Below are 25,185 nucleotides of genomic sequence, written 5' to 3' on the forward strand. Positions count from 1 at the left end.
TCCCCCAAACCCCCTCCAAAAGAGGGGGCTTAAAGAGGTGGGATTGTTAAGTCATCTGCTTTGAAAAGAACACGTTGTGAATATACTCTGCCCAAAGTCTCCCCTTTCGGGGGAGATTTAGAGGGGGCTGATATTTTAAATAATTAATTTTTGAAGATGAAATACTTTTCTCTTGATAAACTGCTTTCGCTAATTTTTGGACTTGTTGTCTTTTGGTTTTTTGCCTTTTTGTACCCGTTCCATCTGAATTATCAGGAACAATACCAAATGTTTTTGTTTTCATCCGATTACTTCCTGAATTTCTTTGCCAAACCCGGTGGAATCAGCGATTACATTGGTAATTTCTTTACCCAGTTCTATTTTTATTCGTGGGTTGGAGCTTTGACTATTGCAGTTTTGTTAGTTGTTCTTCAGCGTGCCGTTTGGTTTATTTCAAAGCAATTTGGTGCAAAGCCGGTTTTCGTTCCGATTACTTTTATCCCTTCATTGCTTTATTGGAGCTTGTTTTGCGACGAAAACTACCTGTTGGGTGGTTTAATCGTTATGTTGATTGTGTCGGGATTTGTTTCGGCTTTTCTATTGATAAAGCCTGTAAATATTCGGATGGGCTTTGTGTTGGTTTCGATTCCGGTTTTATTCTGGATGGCCGGCGGTGCTTTTGTTTTACTCCCGTTATTTGCAGTAGTTTTTGAAGCAGTGAACCGGAATCTGAAAGTGACTTACTTGTCAATTTTTGGATTGGTATCAACTTTGATTTCATATGCAATTCCAACACTTTGCAAGTCATTTTTTCTGCAATATCCGCTTCGGCAGGTATGGATTGGCGCCAATTATTTCCGATTTCCGGTTAATGTTCCGGTTTCGGTTGGTATTGTTGCCCTTTTACTGGTCGTTATTCCATATGCACTTTATTACTTTTCAAGAATTATAAAACGAGATCATTCGAAGATATTCATTGCCGGTCAGTTGATTGTGCTGGTTTTTGGAGCTTCTTTTTTGATCACTCATTCAGTTGATATGGGAAAGGAAGAAGTTATGGCCTACGATTTCAACTGCCGGATGCGCAAATGGAATCGGGTAATTGCTATGGCCGAGAAAAAGACACCGACTACACCGCTATCGGTAACCTGCCTGAATCTGGCTTTGGCCAAGGAAGATATGCTTGGCGAACGCATGTTCAACTATTTTCAGAATGGTATTGGCGGACTGATGCCCGATTTCGTTCGCGACTATACCATTCCGTTGATTGCCGGTGAAGTGTATTATCATCTGGGGTTTGTAAATACAGCTCAGCGTTTTGCTTTCGAGGCCATGGAGGCTTTGCCCGATTACCAAAAAAGTTCGCGTGCCGTTATGCGTCTGGCCGAAACCAACATTATAAACGGCAATTATGAGGTTGCCGGAAAGTATTTGCGTTTGTTGCAGAAAACTTTTTATTACAAGGGCTGGGCGACAAAGGCAATGGCAACGATGAAAGATGAAAAACTGATTGCACAGCATCCGGAATGGGGCTGGTTGCGCAAATGCCGGACACAGGAAGACTTCCTTTTCAGCGAGGGTGAAAAAGACATGATGTTAGGAGTTCTTTTCAGGCAAAATCCTGAAAACCGCATGGCTTTCGAGTATTTAATGGCTTACACGTTATTAAACAAGGATCTGAAACATTTTCTTCAATATTTCCCGTTGAGCGAATCGCTGAAGTATCGAGCCATCCCTAAAAGTTATCAGGAGGCGCTGTATTATGCCTGGACCCAAACGAATAATGATCCAACTAAAGATATTCCCTACCCGATAAGTAATTTGATCAAGCAACGGTTTCAGGCATTTCAGAAAATGCCGGGACAACCGAATTCAGGTTCTGGCAAAAACGAGTTTTCAGATACGTACTGGTATTATCTTTATTTCGTAAAATAATCGGCTATGAGTGAAATACAATTCAAAAAATATCTGTTGGTATCTCTTACCCCCAACTCCCTAAAGGGGGCTAAATCATTTGCAGTATGGCAAGTCCCCTTTAGTGGATTTAGGGGTAATTTATACGAGATTTTGGCCTTTCTTCTTTTGTCGCTTACCCTTGTTTTATCAGGATGCGGAGGGAAAGTAAATCCAGAAGCGGTTCTCAAAGAAAAACCAAAACTTTTTCCCGACTATGTGGATGTTACAATTCCTGCCTCGATTGCCCCTTTAAATTTTAAACTTCAGGAGGAGTATTCGGCTATGGATGCAGTTTTCGAGGGGAAGAATAACCAGGTTATTCATGTTCAGGATAGCAAGGAAATCTGTATTCCGGCTGGTGATTGGAGTAAAATGTTGGAAGCCAGCAAAGGCGACAGCCTGAAAGTAACTGTTTCGGTAAAGCAACACGACCGCTGGAAGCAGTTTGCTCCTTTTCGTTTGTACGTGAGCGAAACGCCTATTGATTATGGTTTGGTGTATCGCCTGATTGCTCCCGGATACGAAGTTTACAGCAAAATGGGCATTTATCAACGCAATCTTTCGAATTTCGACCAAAGTCCGATTGTCGAAAATACGCTGGTTCCCGGAAGTTGTGTGAATTGCCATTCGTTTCGCCAGTCTGATCCAAAAAACATGAGTTTGCATATCAGAGGCCCCAAAGGGGGTACGGTTTTGCTTGCCGATGGAAAAATGAATGTTTTGAACACGAAGACCGACAAAACCATTTCGAATTTCGTTTATCCGTTCTGGCATCCATCGGGTAATTATATCGCCTATTCGGTTAACAACACCCATCAGGTTTTTCACGAAGAAAAAGACTCCCGGGTTGAAGTTGGCGATGCTGCTTCGGATGTTGTTGTTTACGACATCAAAAACAATCAGGCCATAAGTTGTAACCTGCTGATGCAGGACAGTATTTTTGAGACATTTCCGTCGTTTTCTGCTGATGGCCGTACGCTTTATTTTTGCCGGGCAGCTCATAAAAAAATGCCCGAGCAGTATAAAGAAGTCAGGTATAACCTTTGCAGTATTGCTTTTAATCCTGAAAATGGCACGTTTGGCGACCGGATTGATACTTTATTCAATGCAACGGCACAGAATAAAAGCGTTACTTTTCCGCGTCCTTCGCCCGATGGAAAATACATCATGTTTACCTTGGTTGATTACGGAAATTTTTCGATCTGGCACAAGGAAGCCGATTTGTATTTGCTTGACCTGAAAACCGGACAGACCCATCGCCTCGACGAAGTGAACAGCGACAATACCGAGAGTTACCATTCGTGGTCGTCGAATTCGCGCTGGTTTGTGTTCAGTAGCCGTCGGATGGATGGATTATACACGCGTCCTTTTATCGCTTACCTCGATGAAAATGGTAAGGCCGGGAAACCATTCCTGTTGCCGCAATCGGATACTGAATTTTACGACCGGCTGCTTTATTCATTCAATATTCCTGAATTTGTCAGCGGGAAAGTGGATGTTGATCCGAACATCATTGAAAAGTTGGTTTCAGGTGAAAAGCGGGTTCAGGTAGAATCGCTAAAATTGCAATAAAATCATTTGCAGAAATTAAAAATACAAGTAGGTTTAAATCAATTTTGTGATGAGAGAAGGAAAAATAAAAGTTACACAGGGAATAATGATAAAGCCTAAATATCAGATTTTTATACCCGGATGCATCGGGTCTTTCGAAGAACAGTGGTCCGATTGTTTCAACGAGTTTCAGCTTTTCCTGAATACGTATCCTAATCAAAAAGCGTTTATTGCCCGGGTTTTTGTTGGAGCCAATAATCCGGATGAGTATTTCAGTTATTCAAAACAGATCGAAAGTCGTTTAAATGCGACTGGTATTCCTTTCAGCGTGGTGGCCGAATCGCCTGAATCTCCCGTGTTGGTGATGATTGAAGCCGGATTTGTAAATTCCGCCGATATTCAGATTGAGTATGGCATGGCCGGAACAGTCAGATACAGTAAGATCAATTCTTCGGGATACAATGAATATTGGTTTGCCGGTGTTGGTAGTGGAATAGAAGGCGAATCAACCAGAGAAAAATCGGCCAATGCTTTTGCCTCTCTTCTGGAAGCCTTTCTAAAATTGGGAATCGGGTTCAATTCGGTTTTCAGACAGTGGAATTACGTTGAGCAAATTTTTGATTTTGATCAGACTGAGAATCGGCAAAGGCAGAATTACCAGCTTTTTAATGAAATTCGCAATGAGTATTATTCGAAATACCTCACTGGTCAAGGGTTTCCGGCTGCAACTGGCATTGGTACCAACCTCAATGGAGTAACTATTGAGTGTATGGCGGTAACCAGCGATAGTGAAGTTACTACAGTTGCAATCAGTAATCCGAAACAGCTTAATTCGTACAAATATGGTCAGGATGTGCTGAAAGGCGATCCACAATTCAGCTGCAAGCAAAATCAACCACCACAGTTCGAACGGGCCCGCCTGATGACAAACGGGAACGGTTCCAGATTATTTATTTCCGGAACTGCATCCATTGTTGGACAAGAGACCATTGGATTGAATGATGTAGAAAAGCAAGCCTATGTAACTATTGAAAATATTGGACAGTTGGTAAGCGAAAAAAATCTGAGAGCGCATTATCCTGAACTCACTGTTTTTCCTGATAAGTACGCCTATGTGCGTGTATATGTGAAGAACGAGGAAGATATTCCAACGGTCAAAGTCATTTGCGAGAACCATTTTGGAGCCGTGCCTATGACTTTTGTAAAAGCTGATATTTGTCGCGCCGATTTGCTGGTTGAAATAGAAGCCGAGATGATTAGCTAAATGCACAATACAATTTTTTTCTTGTAATGTAACCTAAACCTATATCACCATGAAAACGAAAACCTTTACCTTGCAAATTGCTGTCGTTCTGCTCGTTTTTTCTTTTCTGACATCCACCGGACAAACCAGAGAGCTAACCACGTTGCAAACTGGATGGAAATTTTCGAAAGGAAATTTCGATAAAGCCTCTCAGCCGAAATTCGACGATTCGAAATGGCAGGATGTTACTATTCCGCACGATTGGGCTATTGCCGAACCAACCGTAATTGATGGCGATGGAAATACCGGCAAACTTCCATGGAAAGGCGAAGGCTGGTATCGCAAAAGTCTTGAAATTCCGGCAGCATATTCCGGCAAAAACATCATCCTGATTTTTGACGGAATAATGTCGAAGCCTGAAGTTTACCTGAACGGACAGTTGGCCGGCAAATGGGATTACGGTTACAATTCGTTTTACCTCGATGTGACTAAACTGGTGAATTTCAGTGGTAAAAATCAATTGGCAATTCATGCCGATACCCGAGATCACGATAGTCGCTGGTATCCCGGAGCCGGCATTTACCGGAAAATTCAGATGATGGTGGTCGATCCCATTCATGTTGGCGTTTGGGGAACTCAGATTACAACTCCGATTGTAAAATCAAACTTTGCCGAAGTCAGGATCATGAATACCATAATAAATAATTCAGGAAATGCGGAAGATAAAATCAAAGTTGAGAATATCATTTTGAACCAGAAAGGTACTGAAATTGCCCGGAAAGAAGCTACCGCTAAAATAGCTTCAGGAGCAAACAAGGAAGTTGAAACCAGCATCGGCTTGACTGATCCGCAACGCTGGGACATTAATAGTCCAGTGATGTATCAGGTGAAAACCAACATTTACAAAGGCGACAAATTGGTTGATTCGTCGGTTAATTCGTTCGGAGTGCGCACCATCCGGATCACACCTAACAACGGTTTATACCTGAACGATAAACGTGTTCAGCTAAAAGGTGTGAACCTTCATCACGATCAGGGATTGCTTGGTGGCGCTTTTTATCCGCGGGCGATGGAACGCCAGATTGAAATTATGAAGTCGATGGGTTGCAATGCCATTCGTACCAGTCACAATATGCCGGCCCCCGAATTATTGGAATTGTGCGACAAAATGGGAGTTCTGGTGTTCGATGAAGCTTTCGATAAATACGACAAAAAAGCTGACATTACTGAAACAACCGATTTTGAGGATTTTGCTCACCGAAACATTCAGAATTTTGTTGAGCGCGACCGGAACCACCCGTGTATTTTTATCTGGAGTTTTGGAAACGAAATGGGCGATGTTCAATATAACCAGAACAATGGGTTCCATCGGATGCAAACCATGATCAATTATATTCACAAATTCGATCCAACACGTCCGGTTACCATGGCGTGCGATAATACCAACAGCGCGGCATTGCGCCATTTCGATTTTTACGATGTACACAGTTGGAATTACGGTCGTCGCTACAGTCTTGCCCGCCAGATGGAACCCAACAAAGCAGTCATTGTTAGCGAGTCAGGTTCAACGGTGAGTACCCGTGGATTTTACGAATTGCCTCTTCCGGAAAAAAGAAGCGAATTTACACCTTCGTTACAGGTGAGTTCATACGATCTGAACGTTCCGGCATGGGCCGATTTGCCCGACGAAGATTTTATGTGGCAACAAGATGAAGAATACATTGCCGGCGAATTTGTCTGGACAGGCTTCGACTATTTGGGAGAGCCAACGCCTTACGGAAACGATTACGCTAAAGGCCATGGGTTGACCGACAAAGAAGCTTCGCGCAGTTCGTACTTCGGTATCGTTGATTTGTGCGGAATCCCAAAAGACCGGTATTTCCTGTACAAAAGCTACTGGAAACCTGAAGAAACTACCTTCCACATTCTTCCTCACTGGAACTGGGATGGTAGCAAAGTTGATAAAGTTCCGGTATTTGTGTACACGAATGGAGACTGTGCCGAACTTTTCCTGAATGGAAAGTCGTTGGGCAAGAGATGCAAAAATCCAACTTCATTAAAATCCATTGAGCGTTTCCGCCTGATGTGGAATGATGTGACCTACCAGCCTGGCGAACTTAAAGCGGTTGCGTATAAAGAAGGTGTGGTCATTGGCGAAGAGACCTTGAAAACTGCCGGTGAGCCATATCAAATCCGGCTGACTCCTGATCGTTCAACGATTCATGCCGATGGAATGGATTTGTCGTATGTGTTGGTTGAAGCTGTTGACAAAGATGGAAACATTTGTCCGTTGGCCGACAACAAAATCGAACTGTCAATCAGTGGGCCAGGCAAAATTGCAGGTGTTGGTAATGGCAATCCTCAATCGTTCGATTCCTTTCAGGCCAATTACGTCAATCTTTTCTACGGAAAGGCAATGCTCATTGTAGGCTCTGGCTTCGAAAAAGGCGACATCAGCATAACCGCAAAAGGCGACGGTTTGGTAAAAGACCTAAAGTTGATTAAATCAGAATAAGGTTTTCCTTGAACAGAAAACTTCAAGATATAAATCTGAAAAATAGAATTAGTATGATACGAAATCTTTTTATGCTAGTAATCCTGCTTAGGACTACGCTTATCCTATCGGCGCAAAACCCTGTTCCGGTTTATCTCGATCCCTCCAAATCTGTTGGAGAACGGGTTGAAAATGCATTGTCGCTGATGACTACCGAAGAAAAGGTAGCCCTTTGTCATGCACAGTCGAAATTCAGCAGCAAAGGCGTTGCCCGTCTGGGTATTCCTGAAATATGGATGAGCGATGGGCCACACGGTGTTCGTGCCGAAATAGAATGGGACAGCTGGGGTTATGCTAATTTTACCAACGACTCATGCCTGGCTTTTCCGGCGCTGACTTGTTTGGCATCAACATTCAATCCTGAACTGGCAGCTCGCTACGGAAAAGCCATTGGCGAAGAAGCCCGTTACCGTAAAAAGGAAGTGATTCTCGGTCCCGGAGTAAACATTTACCGTTCACCTTTAAACGGACGTAATTTCGAATACATGGGCGAAGATCCGTATCTGGCTTCGAAAATGGTAGTTCCTTATGTTCAGGGCGTACAAAAAAGTGGAGTTGCTGCTTGCGTCAAACATTTTGCTTTGAATAATCAGGAAAACTGGCGTGGGCACATTGACGTTGAGTTGAGCGATCGTGCACTTTACGAAATTTATCTGCCAGCTTTTAAGGCTGCTGTAATGGAAGGGAAAGCCTGGTCGATCATGGGTTCGTACAACAAATTTCGTGGTGAGCATTGCTGCCACAACGATTTGTTGCTGAATAAGATTCTGAAAACTGACTGGGAATTTGATGGCGCTGTAATTACCGACTGGGGCGGTGCACACGACGATCATCAGGCTGCTATGAACGGACTTGACATTGAAATGGGTACGGGAACTGATGGATTGACGACATCGGTTAAAAATGCATACGATTATTATCATTTAGCAAATCCGCTTCTGAAAGCTGTAAAAAATGGCGATGTTCCGATGGAAGTTTTGAACGATAAAGCGCGTCGTGTGCTTCGTTTGATTTTCCGTACTAGCATGAATCCGAACCGTCCTTGGGGAAGTTTTGTAACTCCTGAACATTCGAAAGTTGCCAGTGACGTTGCCAAAGAGGGAATTGTTTTATTGAAGAATGATCAAAATGTTTTGCCGGTCAACCCTAAGTTGTATAAGAAGATTCTGGTAGTTGGCGAAAATGCAACGCGTAAAATGACCATTGGCGGCGGAAGTTCGGAATTGAAAACCCAATACGAAATTTCACCGCTTCAGGGAATCAAAAATGCTTTTGGTTCGCAATGCGAAGTGAACTATGCGATGGGTTATGCATCAGGTCCATCGGCTTACGGACGCGAAATTCCGTCGAAACTGAATGCCGATACACTTCTGAATGAGGCTGTACGCATGGCTAATGATGCCGACCTGATTCTTTATGTGGGTGGATTGAATAAAAACCATTTTCAGGATTGTGAAGGAGGCGACCGTAAAACGTATGAATTGCCCTTCGGACAGAATAAACTGATTGGCGAACTGATTAGAACCAATAAAAAAGTGGTGGTAGTTATTGTCAGTGGAAATGCGGTATCCATGCCCTGGGTGAATCAGGTTCCAGCCATTGTGCAGGCTTGGTATCTGGGTTCTGAATCGGGTAATGCCATTGCCTCGGTTCTTTCAGGCGAAACCAATCCATCGGGAAAATTGCCGTTTACGTTTGGCGTGAAGCTAAACGATTATGGCGCTCATTCGTTCGACAAGCTTTGCTTCCCGGGCGACAGCATTAAAGAGGTTTACAAGGAAGATATTCTGGTTGGCTACCGTTGGTTCGATACCAAAAATATTGTACCGCAATTTCCGTTTGGATACGGACTTTCTTACACCACATTTCAGATAGGCAAAGCGTCGGTTGACAAAACAAAATACGCAAAGAATGACGTTGTGAAACTTTCGGTCACGCTAACCAACTCCGGAAAGTTGGATGGTGCTGAAGTGATTCAGGCGTATATTCAGGATAAAGTTTCGTCGGTTCCGCGACCAACAAAAGAGTTGAAAGGCTTCAGTAAGGTTGACCTGAAAGCGGGCGAAAGCAAAGTGGTGACCTTGGAATTGCCTGTCAGCGAATGGGGCTTTTATGACGAGACTTCCAAGCAATTTAAGGTAGAGCACGGTCAGTTTGTGATTAATCTCGGGACTTCGTCGCGCGACATTAAGCAACAGATTCCGGTAACGGTAGAATAAATTTCAGAAAAATATAAAGTGAATAAGGGTTTCATCTTTAAAGGAGATGAAACCCTTTTGGTTTAAGATAATTATTACTGATATCTGGATGAGACGAATAATTTGAGTAAATTTATAGAAACTAAATCGTATTTGTCATGAAATCAAAAATTTTGACTGTACTACTTCTAATTGCTTCAATAAGTCTATCAGCACAGATACCCAAAGGATCTTTTATGGCTGAAGGTGGAATTAAATTAGGAAACAATTGGCGATACGAATCCATGCTTTTCCCTGATGGTTTCGGAATTTCGGTTGGAACGCGTGATGTGTACAATAAAAATTACAGCACTGGAAATGATCAGTTTTCATGGGGAACCCGAAATTTTGGGTTTTCACTCTCGCCAAGGTTTGGTTATTCTGTTTTTCGAAATTTTCTGGTCGGAATTGACTTAAAATACATCAGGAATAACTATAGTTATTCGCCATTTAAAGACGAAGATAAAGGTTATGATCGGGGTAAAGGATATGGCTTTTTTGTCAGAAAGTATTTTGGTGCTAAGAAGTTTACACCATTTATTGAAGGTGAATTTGGTTTTTGGTCATTAAAAAATTTTGAGCATTCCACCTCACCAGGTGGTGGTTTATATGAATCTACTGGAAAACACGATCTGGCGTATTACGGTGGTGCTTTTGGTTATTCATATTCGGCTGGTTCGAGATTTAAATTAAACCTTATGGCCAAATTGCAGCACACAGAAGTTACCTCCCCGAATTATTCTTATTATAAAGAATTAGATTTCGATTCTGCGCTGGTTTTATCTTTCAGCTATTTCCTGAACCGAAAGGAAAAGCTGTAACCTTATTGCAAAAACTTTTCGAAACAGATTATAGTGTTCATAAGATGTGATTAATGCCGTAAATTGAATTTGCTATTTTCAATATACTGTATTAATTCAAGTTTTGCGAAGAGTTCTATCCAAACCACTCCCTCGTTCGATTTGTAGTTTTCAGGCAATCGATGGCAATATTTACATTGCTTACTACCTGAAAATCGAACATCCCGACGCAAATAAAGTCGGCGCCATTGTCGAAAGCCCATTTGAACCCGTCTTTTGGTTCAATCGCTCCGGCCGCCAGAACCTTGAACCCCATAATCGGTACTGTGGCTTTGCTCACAAATTCAACAGTTCGTTCAGGAAACAGGCAAAACATGTTGTTGTGGAAACGGTTGTGGTCGAGGTAATTTGTTCCGTCAACTTCAAAAGGGAAGCGGTATTCGCGCGGGTGAGCCGACCAGTATCGATCGTGGTGCATGGTTTTCATGTAATAATCCGGAATAATTCCCTGATCGGCGCAGGCAATCATCGATTCGATAGAATGTGATGCCAGTCCTGCCGTGTAGCCTTGCTGCCGTATGTGTCCCATCATTTCGTGAATCACTTCAATCTTATTGTCGCGCACCAGCCAGTCGCACCAATTGCCCTGAATTTGAATAATGTCAACCCCAAAATCAATGGCTTTGTCGATGTTCTCGAAATACAGTTTTTTGTCCGTGTTCGACCCTACTTCTGCCAGTTTCTGATTGTTCAGGTTAGGCCCGACTTGCGAAATCACCTTGATTTTGCTCCCGGTAATCTTTTTATATTTGGCCAGCAGCGGGTTCGATGGGAAACCGATATTGATGGTATTGATCCCGGCTTTTTCGGCCAACATCAGTGTTTCGTAAACTTTTTGTTCGGTATTGTAAGCTTTGAAAAGCGTATCGGCGTAAATCAGGTCGCGTGCATGCGACCAGCCGCCAATCAGGTTTCCACCGGCAATTAACCGGCTGATCTCATGTTTCCCAATTTTGCCCTTCGGAAGTTCGCCTTTCAGTTCGTTCAGTGCGGTTTGTTTCACCTGAATCGTGGCACCCGACATCACATCAACGCCAAAAGTTTTAAAGTTATTCACAGCTCCAAACCCCATTGCTCCCAATACAGGAAGAGTGGCCAGATTTTTCAGAACTTCACGGCGCGAAGAAATTTCTTCAGTTTCAGGAACAGGAGTTTTCTTGCGCTCACGGAGGATTTCGATAAGCGTATCAATACTGTAGCCTTTCTCCTGATAGAAGAAAAGAAACAGCAATGCAGCCGCTTCAATGAATAATTTATCAACAATGAATAAATGCCCGTCGGATGCGCTGACTAGCGGATTCCCAAACGGTGGATAGGCAAAATAGTACAGGATCAGCAGCAAGGATCCAGCCAGTGAGGCAAAGCGGCTGAAAAGTCCGATAAACAACGCCAGTCCGATGAAGAAAAGGCCATGCATATTCAGGATGTCGGTGACTTTCAAAATGGCAGGCGAGCTGGCTAAAGCGTGGTAAAATCCGGAAAGAAATCCGGAGGTATTCAGCAAATAGCTTGAAGCGGTCCAGTTGCCCTGAAGAATTTTGGATAGGCCTTCGTAAATAAAATGCCATCCGATAGCTACACGTAGAATGGTAACAAATAAATGGGAATAGAATTTAGGTTTTGTGGTATTCATAAATTGATCTGGTTAGGTTGATTCAAAATCGACTGTTAATTTCAGAATCTTTTTTGAGAAATACACGGAAGTATCTGCCAATCTGAAATTTATATTTTATTTTGATCATATTGTTGAGTTAATTCTTTATTTTTGATACGAATATAATTACTATTAATGGAAGATGTTGAAAAAAATGTTAACAAATAAACCTATAAGTTGATTTAATGAAGATTGTTCGTATATTTGATCCCGAAGATTGTCTACTTTCTGTTCGCTTTGAACAAGAATTATATGATGAATTTGCCAGACTATTTGAGGAATGGGTCGATATCGAATATCTTGAAGAATTTTTTACATTGAATGAAGCTGATTTGAAAAGACCCTTTTGGAAGGGAGTAAGTATTGAAGAAGCAATTTTAAAAACCGTTGAAGAAGCATCAAAGCTTAGGCAGCATTTCATTAAACTTTCAGAAAATAAGAATGATGACAGGATTGAAGCCTTTAGAAAATTGTTTCGACCACTGAACAAAACCCCTGACCGCATTTTTTACCTTGAAAAGAAAAAAGCTTATGGTTTAAAGGAAAGAGGTTGGCTAAGGATTTATGCATTAAAAGTTGATGATGATATGTACTTGATAACCGGTGGTACTATTAAACTCACTGATAATATGGAAGAACGCGATCATACCAGAAAAGAGCTGCAAAAAATTGAAACCGTCAGACTATTTCTGAAAAATCAGGGTATTATTGATGAAGATGGTATGGTTGAACTATTCGAACTTTGAATTCGGAACAAATCAAAAAATGAACGAAAGACTTAAAAATTTAATCACTAAAGAGCCTTCTGCATGGCTTGAAAAAGCAAAATGGAATCAGGAGAACCGCGATTGGCTCGAAAAATCAGCAAAAATCGCCATTAAAATTTTGCGTGAGATTCGAGCACAAAAGGAAAAGAATGGAATGTCGCAAAAGAAACTGGCCGAAATACTTTTTGTTTCGCCACAGTACATCAACAAAATTGTAAAAGGGCAAGAAAACTTTTCGCTGGAGACCATCTGCAAAATTGAAAAAGTATTAGGAATCTCTCTCATTGAAATTCCTTTATTTCAGGTGAGTCAGGAGTTTGATGTTGATCTGCAGTATACAGGATCTGGGTTAAGTAGAAATAAAGCTCAAAAAATTGCCTCGCATGTGGGTGATTATTCTGTATATGCTTCTTTTGAATATCAAGAATTAGATAAAAGAGCCTGATGGAAACCAAACCAACAAACATTAGCTTTTCCCTTCAAAAAGTGACCACAGAGCAATTCGCCATCATTGAAGAAGGATTTGAAGAGAAAGGAAATATTCGCGTTGGGATCAACCTGCGTTTTGCAGCTGACGATGCGAAAAATATGATCGCTGTGTTTACAGCATTTAACTTCGATTCTAATCAGAAACCTTTTATTATTATAGAAGCTGGCTGCCATTTCATGATTGAGAAAGAAGCCTGGGATCAAATGTTTAAGGCTGAAACCAATGCACTGAATGTTCCCAAAGGTTTTTTAAGTCACATGACCATGATAACAGTCGGGACCGCGCGTGGAATATTGCATGCTAAAACCGAAAATACTTGTTTCAATAAATATGTTCTGCCTACCGTTAATGTGTCCGAAATGATAAAAGAAGATGTCTCATTCAGCTTTGATCATTGATTAGGGATATAAGTAATTTGAAGAGCTCTATTCGATCTTTTTTTGTTTCCATGACTCAACTAGCTACGTTTCGTTTCCGAATGTTTAAAAATAAACCAAAATTCGAAATAGCTGTAATCAAGTAAAACGTTTTGACGTGTTGATGTACATATAGAATCAAAATCCAGACAAATGAAAACGTCGCTAATTTTTTTATTGGTAATCAATTTTGCCGCTGCATCAATGGCTCAGGAGGAAAAAGTAGGCAATAGTAAATATTCACCCTTGGTAACGTTTACTGCTCAACAGGATCATGACAACATGATGCAGCAGTTGGGAATTAAAGCGCTTAGGCCAGGTCCGAGCGGCAATGAATCAGATCCGAATCACGCCAATACTGATGAGTCTCTGGCTAATCCTTGCCCTCAGTTACCGGATATTCTTATAACGAGAAGCGGCAAAAAAGTGACTTCTGAAGAAATGTGGTGGAAACAACGCCGCCCGGAAATTGCAGAGGACATTGAACGGGAAGTTTATGGATGCCTCCCTCAAAATATTCCAAATGTAAAGTGGACTGTAAAAATCACTGATCGTGAATTTGTGGGTTGGACACCCGTAATTGCCAAACAATTGGTTGGTCATGTTGATAATAGTGAATATCCGTTGATCAATGTAGATATTAATATGATGCTGGTTGTGCCTGCCAATGTCAAAGGTCCTGTCCCGGTATTGATGATGTTCGGTGGACGCCCGTCTTTTCCTTCGCCTGCGCAACCATCACCCGATGACATGGAAAAATTGAATACCACATTTAAAGAAATGATGATTAAAATTAATCCGGAATTGAAGTCAATTTTTGATCAATATCCGGCATATATGCCTATTACGAGATTGGCAGGACCAAATTTTTTCGCACCGAAACCGGAAGGCGATCTTTCTCCGACTGAACAATTACTGGCAGCAGGCTGGGGATATGTTACGATCGATCCCAATAGCATTCAGGCCGATAATGGTGCAGGTATTACAAGAGGAATCATAGGATTGGTCAATAAAGGTCAACCCCGAAAGCCGGATGATTGGGGAGCGCTTCGGGCGTGGGCATGGGGTGCCGCACGTGGATTGGATTACCTGGAAACAGACTCGTTGGTCGACTCTAAAAAAGTGGGCATTGAAGGTGTTTCGCGATATGGAAAAGCGGCATTGGTCACACTGGCTTTTGAACCTCGTTTCGTGGTTGGATTAATTGGTTCTTCAGGGAAAGGTGGAGCTACCTTGCATCGTCGCGTATTTGGCGAGGCTGTTGAAAGCCTTACCGGTGGCGAATATTATTGGATGGCGGGTAACTACATGAAATATGGCGCTTCGGAAGCTGTTTTTGGCAGTAAAACTGGGTGCGATTTGCCGGTTGATTCGCACGAACTGATTGCTCTTTGTGCCCCGCGATTCACATTCATTAGTTATGGTATTCCGGAGAAAGGCGATGCCAAATGGCTCGATCAGCACGGCAGTTACATGGCAACAATAGCCGCTGGTTCTGTATTTAAGTTGTTAGGAGTAAAAGATCTTGGTGTTTCAAACGATTACCTGACCGAAAAAATGCCTCCGGTTAATACCGGATTCATTGAAGGTGAATTGGCCTGGCGTCAGCATGATGGCGGCCACACTGACGCTCCAAATTTTAAATATTTTATACCCTGGGCCAGTAAGTTACTGAAGTATGAGCGAACTCCGGTTCGCAGGTAAACTGATTTGATAATCTGGGTGATTCAGTTCTTTATCGGGTTGATTCCAAATGTTTTAATACAAACCGGATTTCGCCATAAGAATACTGATTGTTTAGTCCGATGCGAATATCCGAAAGGTTGCCGCTGTTGTGTTGGTCGAGGTATTTCACAATAACTTTTACTTTTTCGGGCTCAACCAGTTTTTCAATAGGTATTTCGCCGGTCCCGATAAAATGAGCCAAATGTCCTTCAATGGTCGAAACAGCCATGCCGCGCTCTTTGGCAATTTCAGGAATGGTTTTGCCGCCTTTGAACAGTTCGAGACTTGTTCCCTGTGTGCTTAAACTTGCTTTTGCCGCTTCCTTTTCAGCGCCAATGGGCAATTCCAGGCCTTTTTCTTTGCGGTAGGCGATCACCATTTCCAAAATTTCTTTCCCAAATTGTTGCATCCGGGTGCCGCCCATTCCTTTTACGGCTTTTAACTCATTTTTCGATGCCGGCAAAGTTTGTACAATATCGTGCAGGGTTTTCTGCGGAACGATTCTCCGGATTTCGACATTTAGTAAATCCGCTTTTTCGTCGCGCCACTTTTTCAGTCTGGCGTAGAATTCAGGATGCATTGTGAAGGTAGATGCACTGGAAGAGGTCGATCCTTTGTGCCCTGCTTCAGGAATTTCGATGGCCGATTTCGACTTGATTTCAAGGTAGGTTTTCAGGTTAAAACCACTTTTGCACAACGCGAGACACACTTTTTTTGTGTGTATTTCTTTCCGGAGCTTGTCGGCCGCTTCGTTAAAACTTTTGCGGATGGCTTTATTGTCGGTACTGAATGATGCTGTTGAAAAAGGCTCTTCTACGATGGATAGAAGCTTTCCGGAGAAGTAATCGGCTGCTTTTCTAACCCGTTCCTGAAGTTGCTCGTTTTCTTCGGCATTGGGCGAATTAGCAATCAGTTGTCTGATTTGATTCTCGAATTTTTCCGCAACATTAATCAATTCGGTCTGCAATGGAATGGTTAAGCCTTGCAGATTTTCTTTCAGCGTGCCAAGCAATTGTGCCTGATGTTCTTCCCAAAGTTTTAGCAGGTACTGAATCTGTCGTGACATGGGCTTAAAATCGAACAATTCGCCAAGCAACTGTTTCACGTATTCCTTTCTCGATTGTTCCAATTCTGCCAACCCGGGCTGGTTTCGCTCCACATCATCCGAAAACTGGATCACAGTTGTGTCATTTTTTACACTGAAGTCGGCAATGGGCGAACTCAATACCAATCCTTCGAGGGTTTTGCAGCGGCTCAGTGCCACATAAACCTGCCCATGTGCAAACGATGCACGAGCGTCGATAATCGCCTTTTCGAACGTCAATCCCTGGCTTTTATGGATGGTAATGGCCCAGGCCAGTTTCAGAGGAAACTGTGTGAAGGTGCCGATCACATCTTCATCGATTTCCTGTGTGGTTTCGTTCAATGTATATTTGGCATTTTGCCATTCAGTCTTCTCCACATCAATAGGCAGGTAATCGCCCGGACATTGCACTTCAATGGTTTCGTCATTGATGTTGGTTATTTTACCGATTTTCCCGTTGTAAAATCGTTTTTCTGTATCATTCTTTACGAACATCACCTGCGCGCCAACTTTCAGCTCCAGTTCGGGGTCGGTGGGGTAGGAGTACTCCGGAAATTCGCCTTTTACCTCGGCTTTAAAACGGTGCGATTTGGTATTCAGCTTGTCCAGTTTCGAATTGTTGATTTGCTGCGACTGGTAATTGTGTGTGGTCAGGGTTATGTAGCCTTCTTTTTCTTCCGGATTAAATCCCTGGATGTGCCGTTGGTTTAATTCCTGAAGGGTGGCCGCATCCATACGATTTTCGCGCACTTTGTTGAGCAGGTCGATAAACTTTTGATCGCTTTGCCGGAAGATATGATTTAGCTCGATGCCAGTAAATTTTGATCGTTTCAAAGCATGACTGCTGAAGAAAAAACAAGTATCGTAATACGGTTTCAGGATAGCCCAATCGTCTTCTTTGACAACCGGAGCTAATTGCTGCAAATCGCCAATCATGAGTAATTGTACACCGCCAAAAGGTTTGTAGCGGTTTTTATAGCGACGAAGCACCTCGTCGATTCCATCCAGAATGTCGGCGCGAACCATCGAAATTTCGTCGATCACCAAAAGATCGAGGCTGCGCATGATGTTGATTTTTTCGCGACTGAATCGTTTGATCCCGGCGGCCACATTGCCATCGGCAGGGACTGCCACTTGTCTTTGCTGGTCGGGATCAACGGGTATTTGTGGGCCAAACGACATCTGGAAAAATGAGTGAATGGTTACCCCGCCCGCATTGATAGCAGCCACACCGGTTGGCGCCACTACCACCATTCGCTTGGGCGATTGTTTCTTCAGGTTACGCAAAAAAGTGGTTTTCCCGGTTCCGGCTTTTCCAGTCAGAAAAATATTTTGGTTGGTAAACTGAAGAAAATTAAAGGCAAGCTCTAATTGCGGGTTCGACTCATATTCCATTGCTGCAAACTGTTTATTGGAGTGGTGGTTGATTTATTGTTCGTTCTCTTACAAAGGTATTAAAAAGCGACTTATTTGAGGAAAATATTTGCTTGTGCTTCTATTTGAATTTTGCCCTTGTTTTAACAACAAGTGACTATTAAATCAGAGAAAAAGTCTCTTTTAACAACTCTTGAGTAGCACTTTGGAATGAATACAGATATATTAAGACAAAAAAGTCTTTAAATGCCAACCTAACTGATTTGCTTACGTATAGCTGAATAAATCCAGAATCATAGGATGTATTTCTTCTGAACTATTTATAAACTTCAGAAACCCTGAGAAGGGTTATTCAAAATAACAGTTGATTCGTTCAACTGGCACCTAGTAGCACAAAATCAATGTCGTTAAGTTACCGAATTGAATCCCGAAATGTCGGGGTTTCAGAACTGTTGTCAATTATGAACACTTAAAATTACAGCAATGAAAAGACTTTTAACATCAGTAGTGGTCATTTTAATGACCTTAAGTTTGAACGCACAAAACAATCCTCCTCAATTGTATTTATTGTTTGAGTTTATGCAGGTAAAAGGCGAAAACGGATCGGATTATCAGCAGGTTGAAGAATTTTGGTCGGGTATTCACAAGCAACGTGTACCGACAAATCAATACTCGGATGGGATCTTTGGTCGCTAACGCCTTCTGGAACAAAGCAAGGATCACAATATTTGACAGTTACATTATTTGCCAATCTTCAGGATATGTTGAAATCAATTAATTCTTTGGATGTTTACGGATATGCAAAAAAAGCTTATCCAACCAAAACTGACAAAGACCTGAATGCCATGTTTGATAAAACCGGAAAATCCCGGGATATGGCTAATCAGGTTCTTTTTAAGATGGTTGATCAGACGAAAAGCGACTTTGACATGAAAGTGGGAACAATTGCGACTTTGGACATTATGAAGCAGTTGGACGATAGCTATGAAAAAGTTGAATCTGAAATATTTAAACCTTGGCACCAACAGATGGTCGATCAGGGGAAAAAAGGAAATTGGGGGTTGCTTCGCGCCATTTTGCCAGCAGGGAGCGAGGCTTACGCCTCGCACATTACCTTCAGCATGTATAAAGATGAAGCGCAGTTGGCTGCATTTATGGAAGATTCGGGTGGTACAATGGATCTAACAACCCAACTTGCAGTGAAAGAAGGGCTAAAAACCAGAGAGGATAAAGAAGTTAAGTTCGCCAGATTGATCATGACGGTGAAATGATTTAATTAACTGGGTAAAATGTAAAAAGGCGGCTCGTAATCATGTACAAGTCGCCTTTTCATATTTCATCCCGAAGTGATAAATCCAGTTATCTGGCACTTCTTACTTTTCCGGAGCCAGCGATCGATTGGTCAATCATTGGTCTGCCTTTGTATGTTACATTTCCGGAGCCAGCCAGGCGAACGTACAGGTTTTTATTGGCTTCGATATCAACATTTCCTGAACCCGCAATTTTAACCGAAACATCGTCAGCGCTATAGTCAAATCCTTTAAAGTTTCCACTGCCCGAAATGGCAACGCTCAAATCCTGAGCCGCAGCTTTACCCGCCAAAACAATATCGCCCGAACCTGAGATTGATGATTTTACGCGCTCTGCCGAAAGCTCAGACAATCTGATGTTTCCGCTACCACTCACCCCAAGATCAAGGATTTTGGTTTTAATCTCATTTTCAGCAATAATATCGCCCGATCCGGAAACGCCCAAACCATTAATTTCAGGAGTCGTGATGTAAATAATTACTTCGCCGGGTTGAAATGTTTTCCAAAAATAATCTTTGTTGGGGAAGCGGATAATCAGTTTCCCGTCTTTTACTTCGGTAATAATCTCGTCGAGTGTCGAAGATTTGGCGACAATTTCGAGGTTTTGTTTTGCGCCCTGTTCCAGATGAACTTTGGCTCCAATCCGTAACGAAATTTCCGAAAACGGATCAACCTTCCGGTTTTGTTCTTCGGCCTGGACCTGTATTCCTGTTAGAATAAAAACGAATAAAATAAACGCTGTTGCTAATTTTGTTCTCATGTGTAATTAATTTGATTGTTTCCTCTGAATTAACGCTATTATAGACGGTAAATTATTCGGGAAGTTGCATGGAGGCAGAAAAAAGTGTTCAGTCGCAGTTGTCAGTCGTCGGATTTAAGTTCCTGAATACTGAGATTGATGACTGAGACTTTTCTACTCGTCGTCCAGATTAAACAAGCCTTCAGGAATCTGCAATTCGATTTCGCGTAAATCTTCATTCAACCGGACGATCAAATCTTCGTTTAGCGGAATCATTGCTTCTTTTCCCTGGTAAACGACCGAAAGCAATAGGTTTCCGGAGAAGTCGTTTACTTCGGTAATTTCGCCAATTAGCCCGAGCGTTTCGTCGAATAACCGATAACCCACAAGCTCATTTGTGTTCAATTCATCCTCGAACTCAATGATGTCGTCCTGATTAACGAAGACAGATAATCCACAGATGGCTTTGGCTTTTTTATCCGTATCAATCCATTCGAGGTTTGTAATTACAGCTTCTCCCGATTTAAATCGCAGTCCTTCTTCAGAAATGAAAAAGGGAACGAGTAAATTATCTATTTCGAGAAAAAGAGTCGGACATTCTTCGAGGGTTTCGTAATACTGCTCTTCAAACCGGATAACCAGTTCGCCGTGTATTCCGTGAGGCTTCTGAACAAAGCCAACTTTTACGCAATTGCTTTTGGGTATTGTTTCCATAGTTGTAAAAATAGAAAAAAGCGACAGATTTCTCTATCGCTTTTATAAGTTGTCTGTTTTATCCCGAAGGTTAAAACAGCATTCGACTAGTTGTTATCCTTCAGTTTCTTCAGGAGCAGCTTCTTCAGCTACTTCTTCAACAACTGGTGCAGGTTCAGAAGCGGCTTTGGCAGCAGCAGCAGCTTCGGCATTGCGTTTAGCAATAGCGTTTGCTCTTTCTGCGCTCTTTTTAGCTTCCATTTCAAGCTGAGTCTTGCGTGAAGCCTCAACACTGCTAACTAATCCATCTTTCTTAGCCTGAACTTTATTCGCTTTCTCGGCTACCCAAGCTTCGAATTTAGTTTCAGCTTCTTCAGCAGTGAAAGCGCCTTTGGCTACACCACCTAAAAGATGTTTTTTGTACATTACTCCTTTGTAAGATAAAATAGCTCTTACTGTGTCGGTTGGTTGAGCACCATTGGCAAGCCATGTTAAAGCTTTGTCAAAATCGAGTTCAATAGTAGCAGGATTTGTGTTTGGATTATAAGATCCAATCCTTTCAATGTTACTACCATCCCGTGGCGCCCTGCTATCAGCTATCACAATGTGATAGTAAGCATACCGTTTACGACCATGTCGTTGCAATCTGATTTTTGCTGGCATTTTGCTTAAGTTTAAATGATAAACAGTTATTAAAAAATTTGTGGCGCAAAGATAAAACTTTAATCCTGAATTCAAAATTGGTTTTAAAAGTTTCTGATTCGGTGGTTTATCTATTTATCGATACCACAGGACAATAAAACTCCTTTCCCGGAAGTTCGATTAACAGTCAAATAAATATCTTTGTACCGACACAACCTTGAACTCTGTATTGGCATCTTAGATTTTATTAATTGTTTATTTTTCAAAAGAAGTATAAAAACATGAAACTACTTAATTTTTTCGTTCTTGTTTCAATCGCCTTACTTATAGCTTCGTGCAACAAGAATCAGGATGAAGGTTCCGGTACAGGCGATGCAATCATTGTGGTCAAAAAATCAGGAACAAATACGGTTTATGGAGTATCCCTGTATGCTTATTCCTTTAGTCCATTCCAAAGTGTGAAAGCCACCAGCTCGGCTGATGCTACAAAAAACTATACATTAAAGGAGAATCAAGGGTATAAAACAAATTTTGCCTACGAAGCTCCGGATACTGAATTTACTGTCACAAAACCTGTTGCTTCTACCTTTAACTTCACTGCCGTTTTTGAGAATGGTGTTACCGATGAGTTTACCGATGAATTGACTGCGAGCGCTTTATCAGTTCCAGTTCTCGATGTCCCTAAATTTGATGCAACCACCAGTGAGCTTACAGCAACATGGGCATCAGTGACTGATGCTGATAGTTATGCCATCAATATTATGGATGGTTCAACAATGGTTTTTGGAAGCCTTGAGCTTGCCAATACGATAAAATCATATACACTAAGCGCGACTTCAAGTGGATGGATTAACGGAATTACCCCTGTTGCAGGAAAAACTTATACGCTCAGACTCAATGCTTATTTGTACGAAGACAATGGTAATACCTATAATATGCAGTCAGTCTCTATGGCCGAAAGATCAATTGTTTGGGGCAAGTAATGTTGAATATTATTCATTTTAAGTTAGGGTAAAGACAAGTTTAGACGGAGTAGATTTAGCTAAATATTTACTCAAATGAAACAGTTAAAAATCTTTACTTTAATTTTATTGGTAGCTTTTTTGTCGTCGTGTAACAAAGATAGCGACGATTCTTCGGTAGTTGGCGATGCAATCATTGTCAGTAAGCGTTCAGGAACAGAAGTAATTTATGGGGTTGCATTGTATGCATACGCCTTCAGCTCCATTAAAACGGCAACCGCCGTAAATTCAACCAGTCCCTTTGAAGCGATCCCTCTTGCGGCAAATGGTTCGTACTCCTATAATTTCTATAAAGAACCGTCAGACTCGGAATATTCAGAGACTGTTCCAGAAGCAAGCACATACACTTTCAGCGGAGTATTCGATAGTGGCGCAACCTTCGAATGTCAGGATATTCTGACATCCAATGCCCTTGTTCCGGTCACTTTCGAAAAATGCGAATACAATACGGCAAGTTCGTATGCTGAACTTAGTTGGACTGCTTTAGCAAATGCTGATAGCTACATTATTTATGTAGTAGACGAATCGGGAACTATTGTATTCAGGAGCAGTGAACTTTCCAACACCGTTGTATCCGGTACTCTCAATTCTTCGACTAGTGGATGGACATCAGGTTATCCCATAAACGGAGCTACGTACACAGTCAAAATTTATGCATTTGAGTATGAGGACTCCTCGAATATAAATTCATATCAGTTGCAGGCCACTTCAATATCTGAATCGACTTTAGTTTGGGGTCAATAAGTAAAAGAGAACAAGATTCAATACAAATCGGTCGATATAGATAATTAGAATTAATCTGTATCGACCGATTTTTTGTTTAGAAAACAAATGTTTACTGTGACCTTCCGATTCACGATTCATTTTCTACTTTTGTTTTTAGTAACATTTAAAAGAAAAAAATGATTTTCAAAGAACAGGTAAAAGGTCTCAATGATCGCCGGGATGCGTTAAGGAGGCATCTTTGACTACGATCAGAAAGTGATCCAACTACAGGAAGAGGAACTGAAAACTCAGGATCCTGCTTTCTGGAATAATCCAAAAGAAGCTGAGGCTCAGATGAAAGTCGTTCGTTCGATTAAAGTATGGACTGACGGATTCAAGCAGGTTGATCAAGCTATGGAAGATTTGCTGGTCTTGTTTGACTTTTTCGAGATGGACGAGGCAACAGAGGACGATGTTGAACAACAATTCAATATAACTCTTGAGGCTATTGAAACTCTTGAAACCAAGAATATGCTCCGAAAAGAGGAGGATAAATTAGGAGCAATTTTGCGCATCAATGCGGGAGCTGGGGGTACCGAAAGTAACGACTGGGCCGAAATGCTAATGCGCATGTACATGCGTTATGGCGAGAAACAGGGCTATAAGGTGAAAACGATTGAATATCACGAGGGCGACGAAGCTGGAGTGAAAAGCTGCACCATTGAATTCGAAGGCGAATACGCGTACGGCTTCCTGAAAAGTGAAAATGGAGTGCACCGGTTGGTACGTCTGTCTCCTTTCAACGCACAGAGTAAACGCATGACCTCTTTTGCTTCAGTTTTTGTTGCGCCAGCTATTGACGACACCATTGAAGTTGAAATCAATCCTGCCGATATTACCTGGGATACTTTTCGATCGGGTGGGGCAGGCGGACAGAATGTAAATAAGGTTGAAACCGGAGTTCGTCTTCGTCACGCACCAACGGGCATTATCATCGAGAATACCGAAAGCCGCTCGCAATTTGGGAACAAAGACAATGCACTTCGTTTACTGAAATCTCAGTTATACGAACTGGAGCTTCGGAAACGGCAGGAAGCTGAGCAGCAAATCAACGCCACAAAGAAAAAGATTGAATGGGGATCCCAGATCAGGTCATACACACTTCAGCCCTACAAGCTGGTAAAAGATGTCCGTACAGGTTTTGAGTCGGGAAATGTGAATGCTGTGCTCGACGGAGGAATTGACGGTTTTATTAAAGCCTTTTTGATGGAATTTAGCGATGATGTGAATTGAAATAGTAACATTTAAAATTGATGTCCAAATGAAAAAAAGAGCAATTTCAGTTGTAGCGGTTCTTTTGATAATTTCCATAGGAAATTATTTTAGGATTATCTCAGACGGGAGTGTCAGGACTGTTGAGTTTTTATCAATTTTTGCCATTGGAGCCTTATCCGGAATATTATTAACTCAAATTACAGCAGCAGTGAGGGATAAAAAGAAGTTATCCTGATCGACAAAAATAAGTTCATAATTCATAATCAACAATTGAAATGAATCCAATTATACGGTTAGTAGAGAAACGCGATGTTTCGGGAATTCTGGAAATATATGCTCCTTTTATCCTTGAAACCTCCGTCACTTTTGAAGAAATTGTTCCTGACGAAGCCTCTTTCTGGGAACGGATACAGGGAATAATGGCCGAGCTGCCTTACCTGGTTTGCGAAATCGATGGGCGGATTGCCGGATATGCCTATGCCTCGGGTTACCGCAGTCGTGCATCATACCGGTGGAGTAAAGAAGTTTCGGTGTATGTTCACCCCGATTTTCAGCGCATGAAAGTTGCCGGTGCCCTTTATACCAGCCTTAATCAGATGGTTCGTTATCAGGGAATTGCCGATTTACTGGCTATTATTACCATGCCAAACGAACCGAGCGTGGCTTTTCATGAGCATTTTGGATACCGTAAGTGCGGTGAGTTTTCAAAGGTGGGCTACAAACTAAATCAATGGCAAAATGTAGGCTGGTTCGAGTTGTTTCTTCAAGATGAAAGTGAAGCGCCAAAAGATCGTATAATTCCTTTAAATGAGATTGTCGGACTTCCGGTATTTCAGGAGGCCATTCAGAATGGCATGAATAAACTTAAATTGTAAGAGACTGTTTATTTGTTGTTTTGATTTTTAAAAC

General features: G+C 41.8%; 22 protein-coding genes. 17 read left to right on the plus strand and 5 right to left on the minus strand.

Annotated elements, in window-relative coordinates:
* Positions 1 to 156 precede the first annotated feature (156 nt).
* The 6 genes from AQPE_RS13155 (at position 157) to AQPE_RS13180 (ending at position 10,341) form a co-directional block, all read left to right on the plus strand.
* On the plus strand, positions 157 to 1,914 hold the full coding sequence (locus AQPE_RS13155; protein ID WP_318346961.1) for a DUF6057 family protein: 1,758 nt from the start codon (positions 157 to 159) through the stop codon (positions 1,912 to 1,914).
* 6 nt (positions 1,915 to 1,920) lie between these two features.
* Positions 1,921 to 3,507 (plus strand): TolB family protein, encoded by a 1,587-nt coding sequence (locus AQPE_RS13160; protein ID WP_318346962.1) that lies wholly within the window; start codon positions 1,921 to 1,923, stop codon positions 3,505 to 3,507.
* Between the two features lie 49 nt (positions 3,508 to 3,556).
* Positions 3,557 to 4,750, plus strand: a complete 1,194-nt coding sequence (locus AQPE_RS13165; RefSeq protein WP_318346963.1) for a chorismate transformation enzyme, FkbO/Hyg5 family — start codon at positions 3,557 to 3,559, stop codon at positions 4,748 to 4,750.
* Between the two features lie 49 nt (positions 4,751 to 4,799).
* Positions 4,800 to 7,244 (plus strand): glycoside hydrolase family 2 TIM barrel-domain containing protein, encoded by a 2,445-nt coding sequence (locus AQPE_RS13170; protein WP_318346964.1) that lies wholly within the window; start codon positions 4,800 to 4,802, stop codon positions 7,242 to 7,244.
* A gap of 53 nt (positions 7,245 to 7,297) precedes the next feature.
* Positions 7,298 to 9,502 (plus strand): beta-glucosidase, encoded by a 2,205-nt coding sequence (locus AQPE_RS13175; RefSeq protein ID WP_318346965.1) that lies wholly within the window; start codon positions 7,298 to 7,300, stop codon positions 9,500 to 9,502.
* Positions 9,503 to 9,639: 137 nt separating this feature from the next.
* Positions 9,640 to 10,341 (plus strand): hypothetical protein, encoded by a 702-nt coding sequence (locus AQPE_RS13180; RefSeq protein ID WP_318346966.1) that lies wholly within the window; start codon positions 9,640 to 9,642, stop codon positions 10,339 to 10,341.
* Between the two features lie 115 nt (positions 10,342 to 10,456).
* Here AQPE_RS13180 and AQPE_RS13185 read toward each other — a convergent pair whose 3' ends face one another.
* Positions 10,457 to 12,013 (minus strand): DoxX family protein, encoded by a 1,557-nt coding sequence (locus AQPE_RS13185; RefSeq protein WP_318346967.1) that lies wholly within the window; start codon positions 12,011 to 12,013, stop codon positions 10,457 to 10,459.
* 206 nt (positions 12,014 to 12,219) lie between these two features.
* Here AQPE_RS13185 and AQPE_RS13190 point away from each other — a divergent pair, with 206 nt between their 5' ends.
* The 4 genes from AQPE_RS13190 (at position 12,220) to AQPE_RS13205 (ending at position 15,411) form a co-directional block, all read left to right on the plus strand.
* Positions 12,220 to 12,780, plus strand: a complete 561-nt coding sequence (locus AQPE_RS13190; protein ID WP_318346968.1) for a hypothetical protein — start codon at positions 12,220 to 12,222, stop codon at positions 12,778 to 12,780.
* A gap of 19 nt (positions 12,781 to 12,799) precedes the next feature.
* Positions 12,800 to 13,246 (plus strand): helix-turn-helix transcriptional regulator, encoded by a 447-nt coding sequence (locus AQPE_RS13195; protein ID WP_318346969.1) that lies wholly within the window; start codon positions 12,800 to 12,802, stop codon positions 13,244 to 13,246.
* Entirely contained in the window at positions 13,246 to 13,689 is a 444-nt protein-coding gene (locus tag AQPE_RS13200; RefSeq protein WP_318346970.1) for a hypothetical protein, read from the plus strand. Before AQPE_RS13195 ends, AQPE_RS13200 begins: the two co-directional genes overlap by 1 nt.
* A gap of 171 nt (positions 13,690 to 13,860) precedes the next feature.
* The gene (locus AQPE_RS13205; protein WP_318346971.1) at positions 13,861 to 15,411 is read left to right on the plus strand and encodes an alpha/beta hydrolase family protein; all 1,551 of its coding nucleotides are present in this window, start codon (positions 13,861 to 13,863) and stop codon (positions 15,409 to 15,411) included.
* Positions 15,412 to 15,442: 31 nt separating this feature from the next.
* Here AQPE_RS13205 and AQPE_RS13210 read toward each other — a convergent pair whose 3' ends face one another.
* A complete protein-coding gene (locus AQPE_RS13210; RefSeq protein ID WP_318346972.1) occupies positions 15,443 to 17,911 on the minus strand; it encodes a helix-turn-helix domain-containing protein in 2,469 nt (822 codons plus the stop codon).
* A gap of 462 nt (positions 17,912 to 18,373) precedes the next feature.
* Between AQPE_RS13210 and AQPE_RS13215 the strand changes: the two genes are divergently transcribed.
* Entirely contained in the window at positions 18,374 to 18,586 is a 213-nt protein-coding gene (locus tag AQPE_RS13215) for a hypothetical protein (RefSeq protein ID WP_318346973.1), read from the plus strand.
* 65 nt (positions 18,587 to 18,651) lie between these two features.
* Complete coding sequence (locus AQPE_RS13220) at positions 18,652 to 19,161, plus strand: hypothetical protein (RefSeq protein ID WP_318346974.1); 510 nt, start codon at positions 18,652 to 18,654, stop codon at positions 19,159 to 19,161.
* Between the two features lie 88 nt (positions 19,162 to 19,249).
* Here AQPE_RS13220 and AQPE_RS13225 read toward each other — a convergent pair whose 3' ends face one another.
* The 3 genes from AQPE_RS13225 to AQPE_RS13235 form a co-directional block, all read right to left on the minus strand.
* Complete coding sequence (locus AQPE_RS13225) at positions 19,250 to 19,960, minus strand: head GIN domain-containing protein (RefSeq protein WP_318346975.1); 711 nt, start codon at positions 19,958 to 19,960, stop codon at positions 19,250 to 19,252.
* A gap of 153 nt (positions 19,961 to 20,113) precedes the next feature.
* Positions 20,114 to 20,653, minus strand: coding sequence for a ribosome maturation factor RimM (locus AQPE_RS13230; protein WP_318346976.1), 540 nt, complete (start codon positions 20,651 to 20,653; stop codon positions 20,114 to 20,116).
* A gap of 93 nt (positions 20,654 to 20,746) precedes the next feature.
* Positions 20,747 to 21,295 carry a 30S ribosomal protein S16 gene (locus AQPE_RS13235; protein WP_318346977.1) on the minus strand — a complete coding sequence of 183 codons (549 nt, stop codon included), beginning with the start codon at positions 21,293 to 21,295 and terminating at the stop codon, positions 20,747 to 20,749.
* 260 nt (positions 21,296 to 21,555) lie between these two features.
* Between AQPE_RS13235 and AQPE_RS13240 the strand changes: the two genes are divergently transcribed.
* The 5 genes from AQPE_RS13240 to AQPE_RS13260 all read left to right on the plus strand — a co-directional run bounded on the left by AQPE_RS13240 (position 21,556) and on the right by AQPE_RS13260 (position 25,151).
* Positions 21,556 to 22,257: a hypothetical protein gene (locus tag AQPE_RS13240; RefSeq protein ID WP_318346978.1), complete on the plus strand. Its 702-nt coding sequence runs from the start codon at positions 21,556 to 21,558 to the stop codon at positions 22,255 to 22,257.
* A 75-nt stretch (positions 22,258 to 22,332) separates the two neighbouring features.
* Complete coding sequence (locus AQPE_RS13245) at positions 22,333 to 23,040, plus strand: hypothetical protein (protein ID WP_318346979.1); 708 nt, start codon at positions 22,333 to 22,335, stop codon at positions 23,038 to 23,040.
* 158 nt (positions 23,041 to 23,198) lie between these two features.
* Positions 23,199 to 24,294 (plus strand): peptide chain release factor 2 gene (prfB, locus tag AQPE_RS13250; protein ID WP_404800982.1). Its coding sequence is split into 2 segments (ribosomal slippage): positions 23,199 to 23,252 and positions 23,254 to 24,294, totalling 1,095 coding nucleotides; the frame shifts between segments, so codons are not numbered across the junction.
* Positions 24,295 to 24,322: 28 nt separating this feature from the next.
* Positions 24,323 to 24,511 (plus strand): hypothetical protein, encoded by a 189-nt coding sequence (locus AQPE_RS13255; protein ID WP_318346981.1) that lies wholly within the window; start codon positions 24,323 to 24,325, stop codon positions 24,509 to 24,511.
* Between the two features lie 40 nt (positions 24,512 to 24,551).
* Entirely contained in the window at positions 24,552 to 25,151 is a 600-nt protein-coding gene (locus tag AQPE_RS13260; RefSeq protein ID WP_318346982.1) for a GNAT family N-acetyltransferase, read from the plus strand.
* Positions 25,152 to 25,185 lie beyond the last annotated feature (34 nt).

The organism is Aquipluma nitroreducens (assembly GCF_009689585.1).
GTDB lineage: Bacteria > Bacteroidota > Bacteroidia > Bacteroidales > Prolixibacteraceae > Aquipluma > Aquipluma nitroreducens.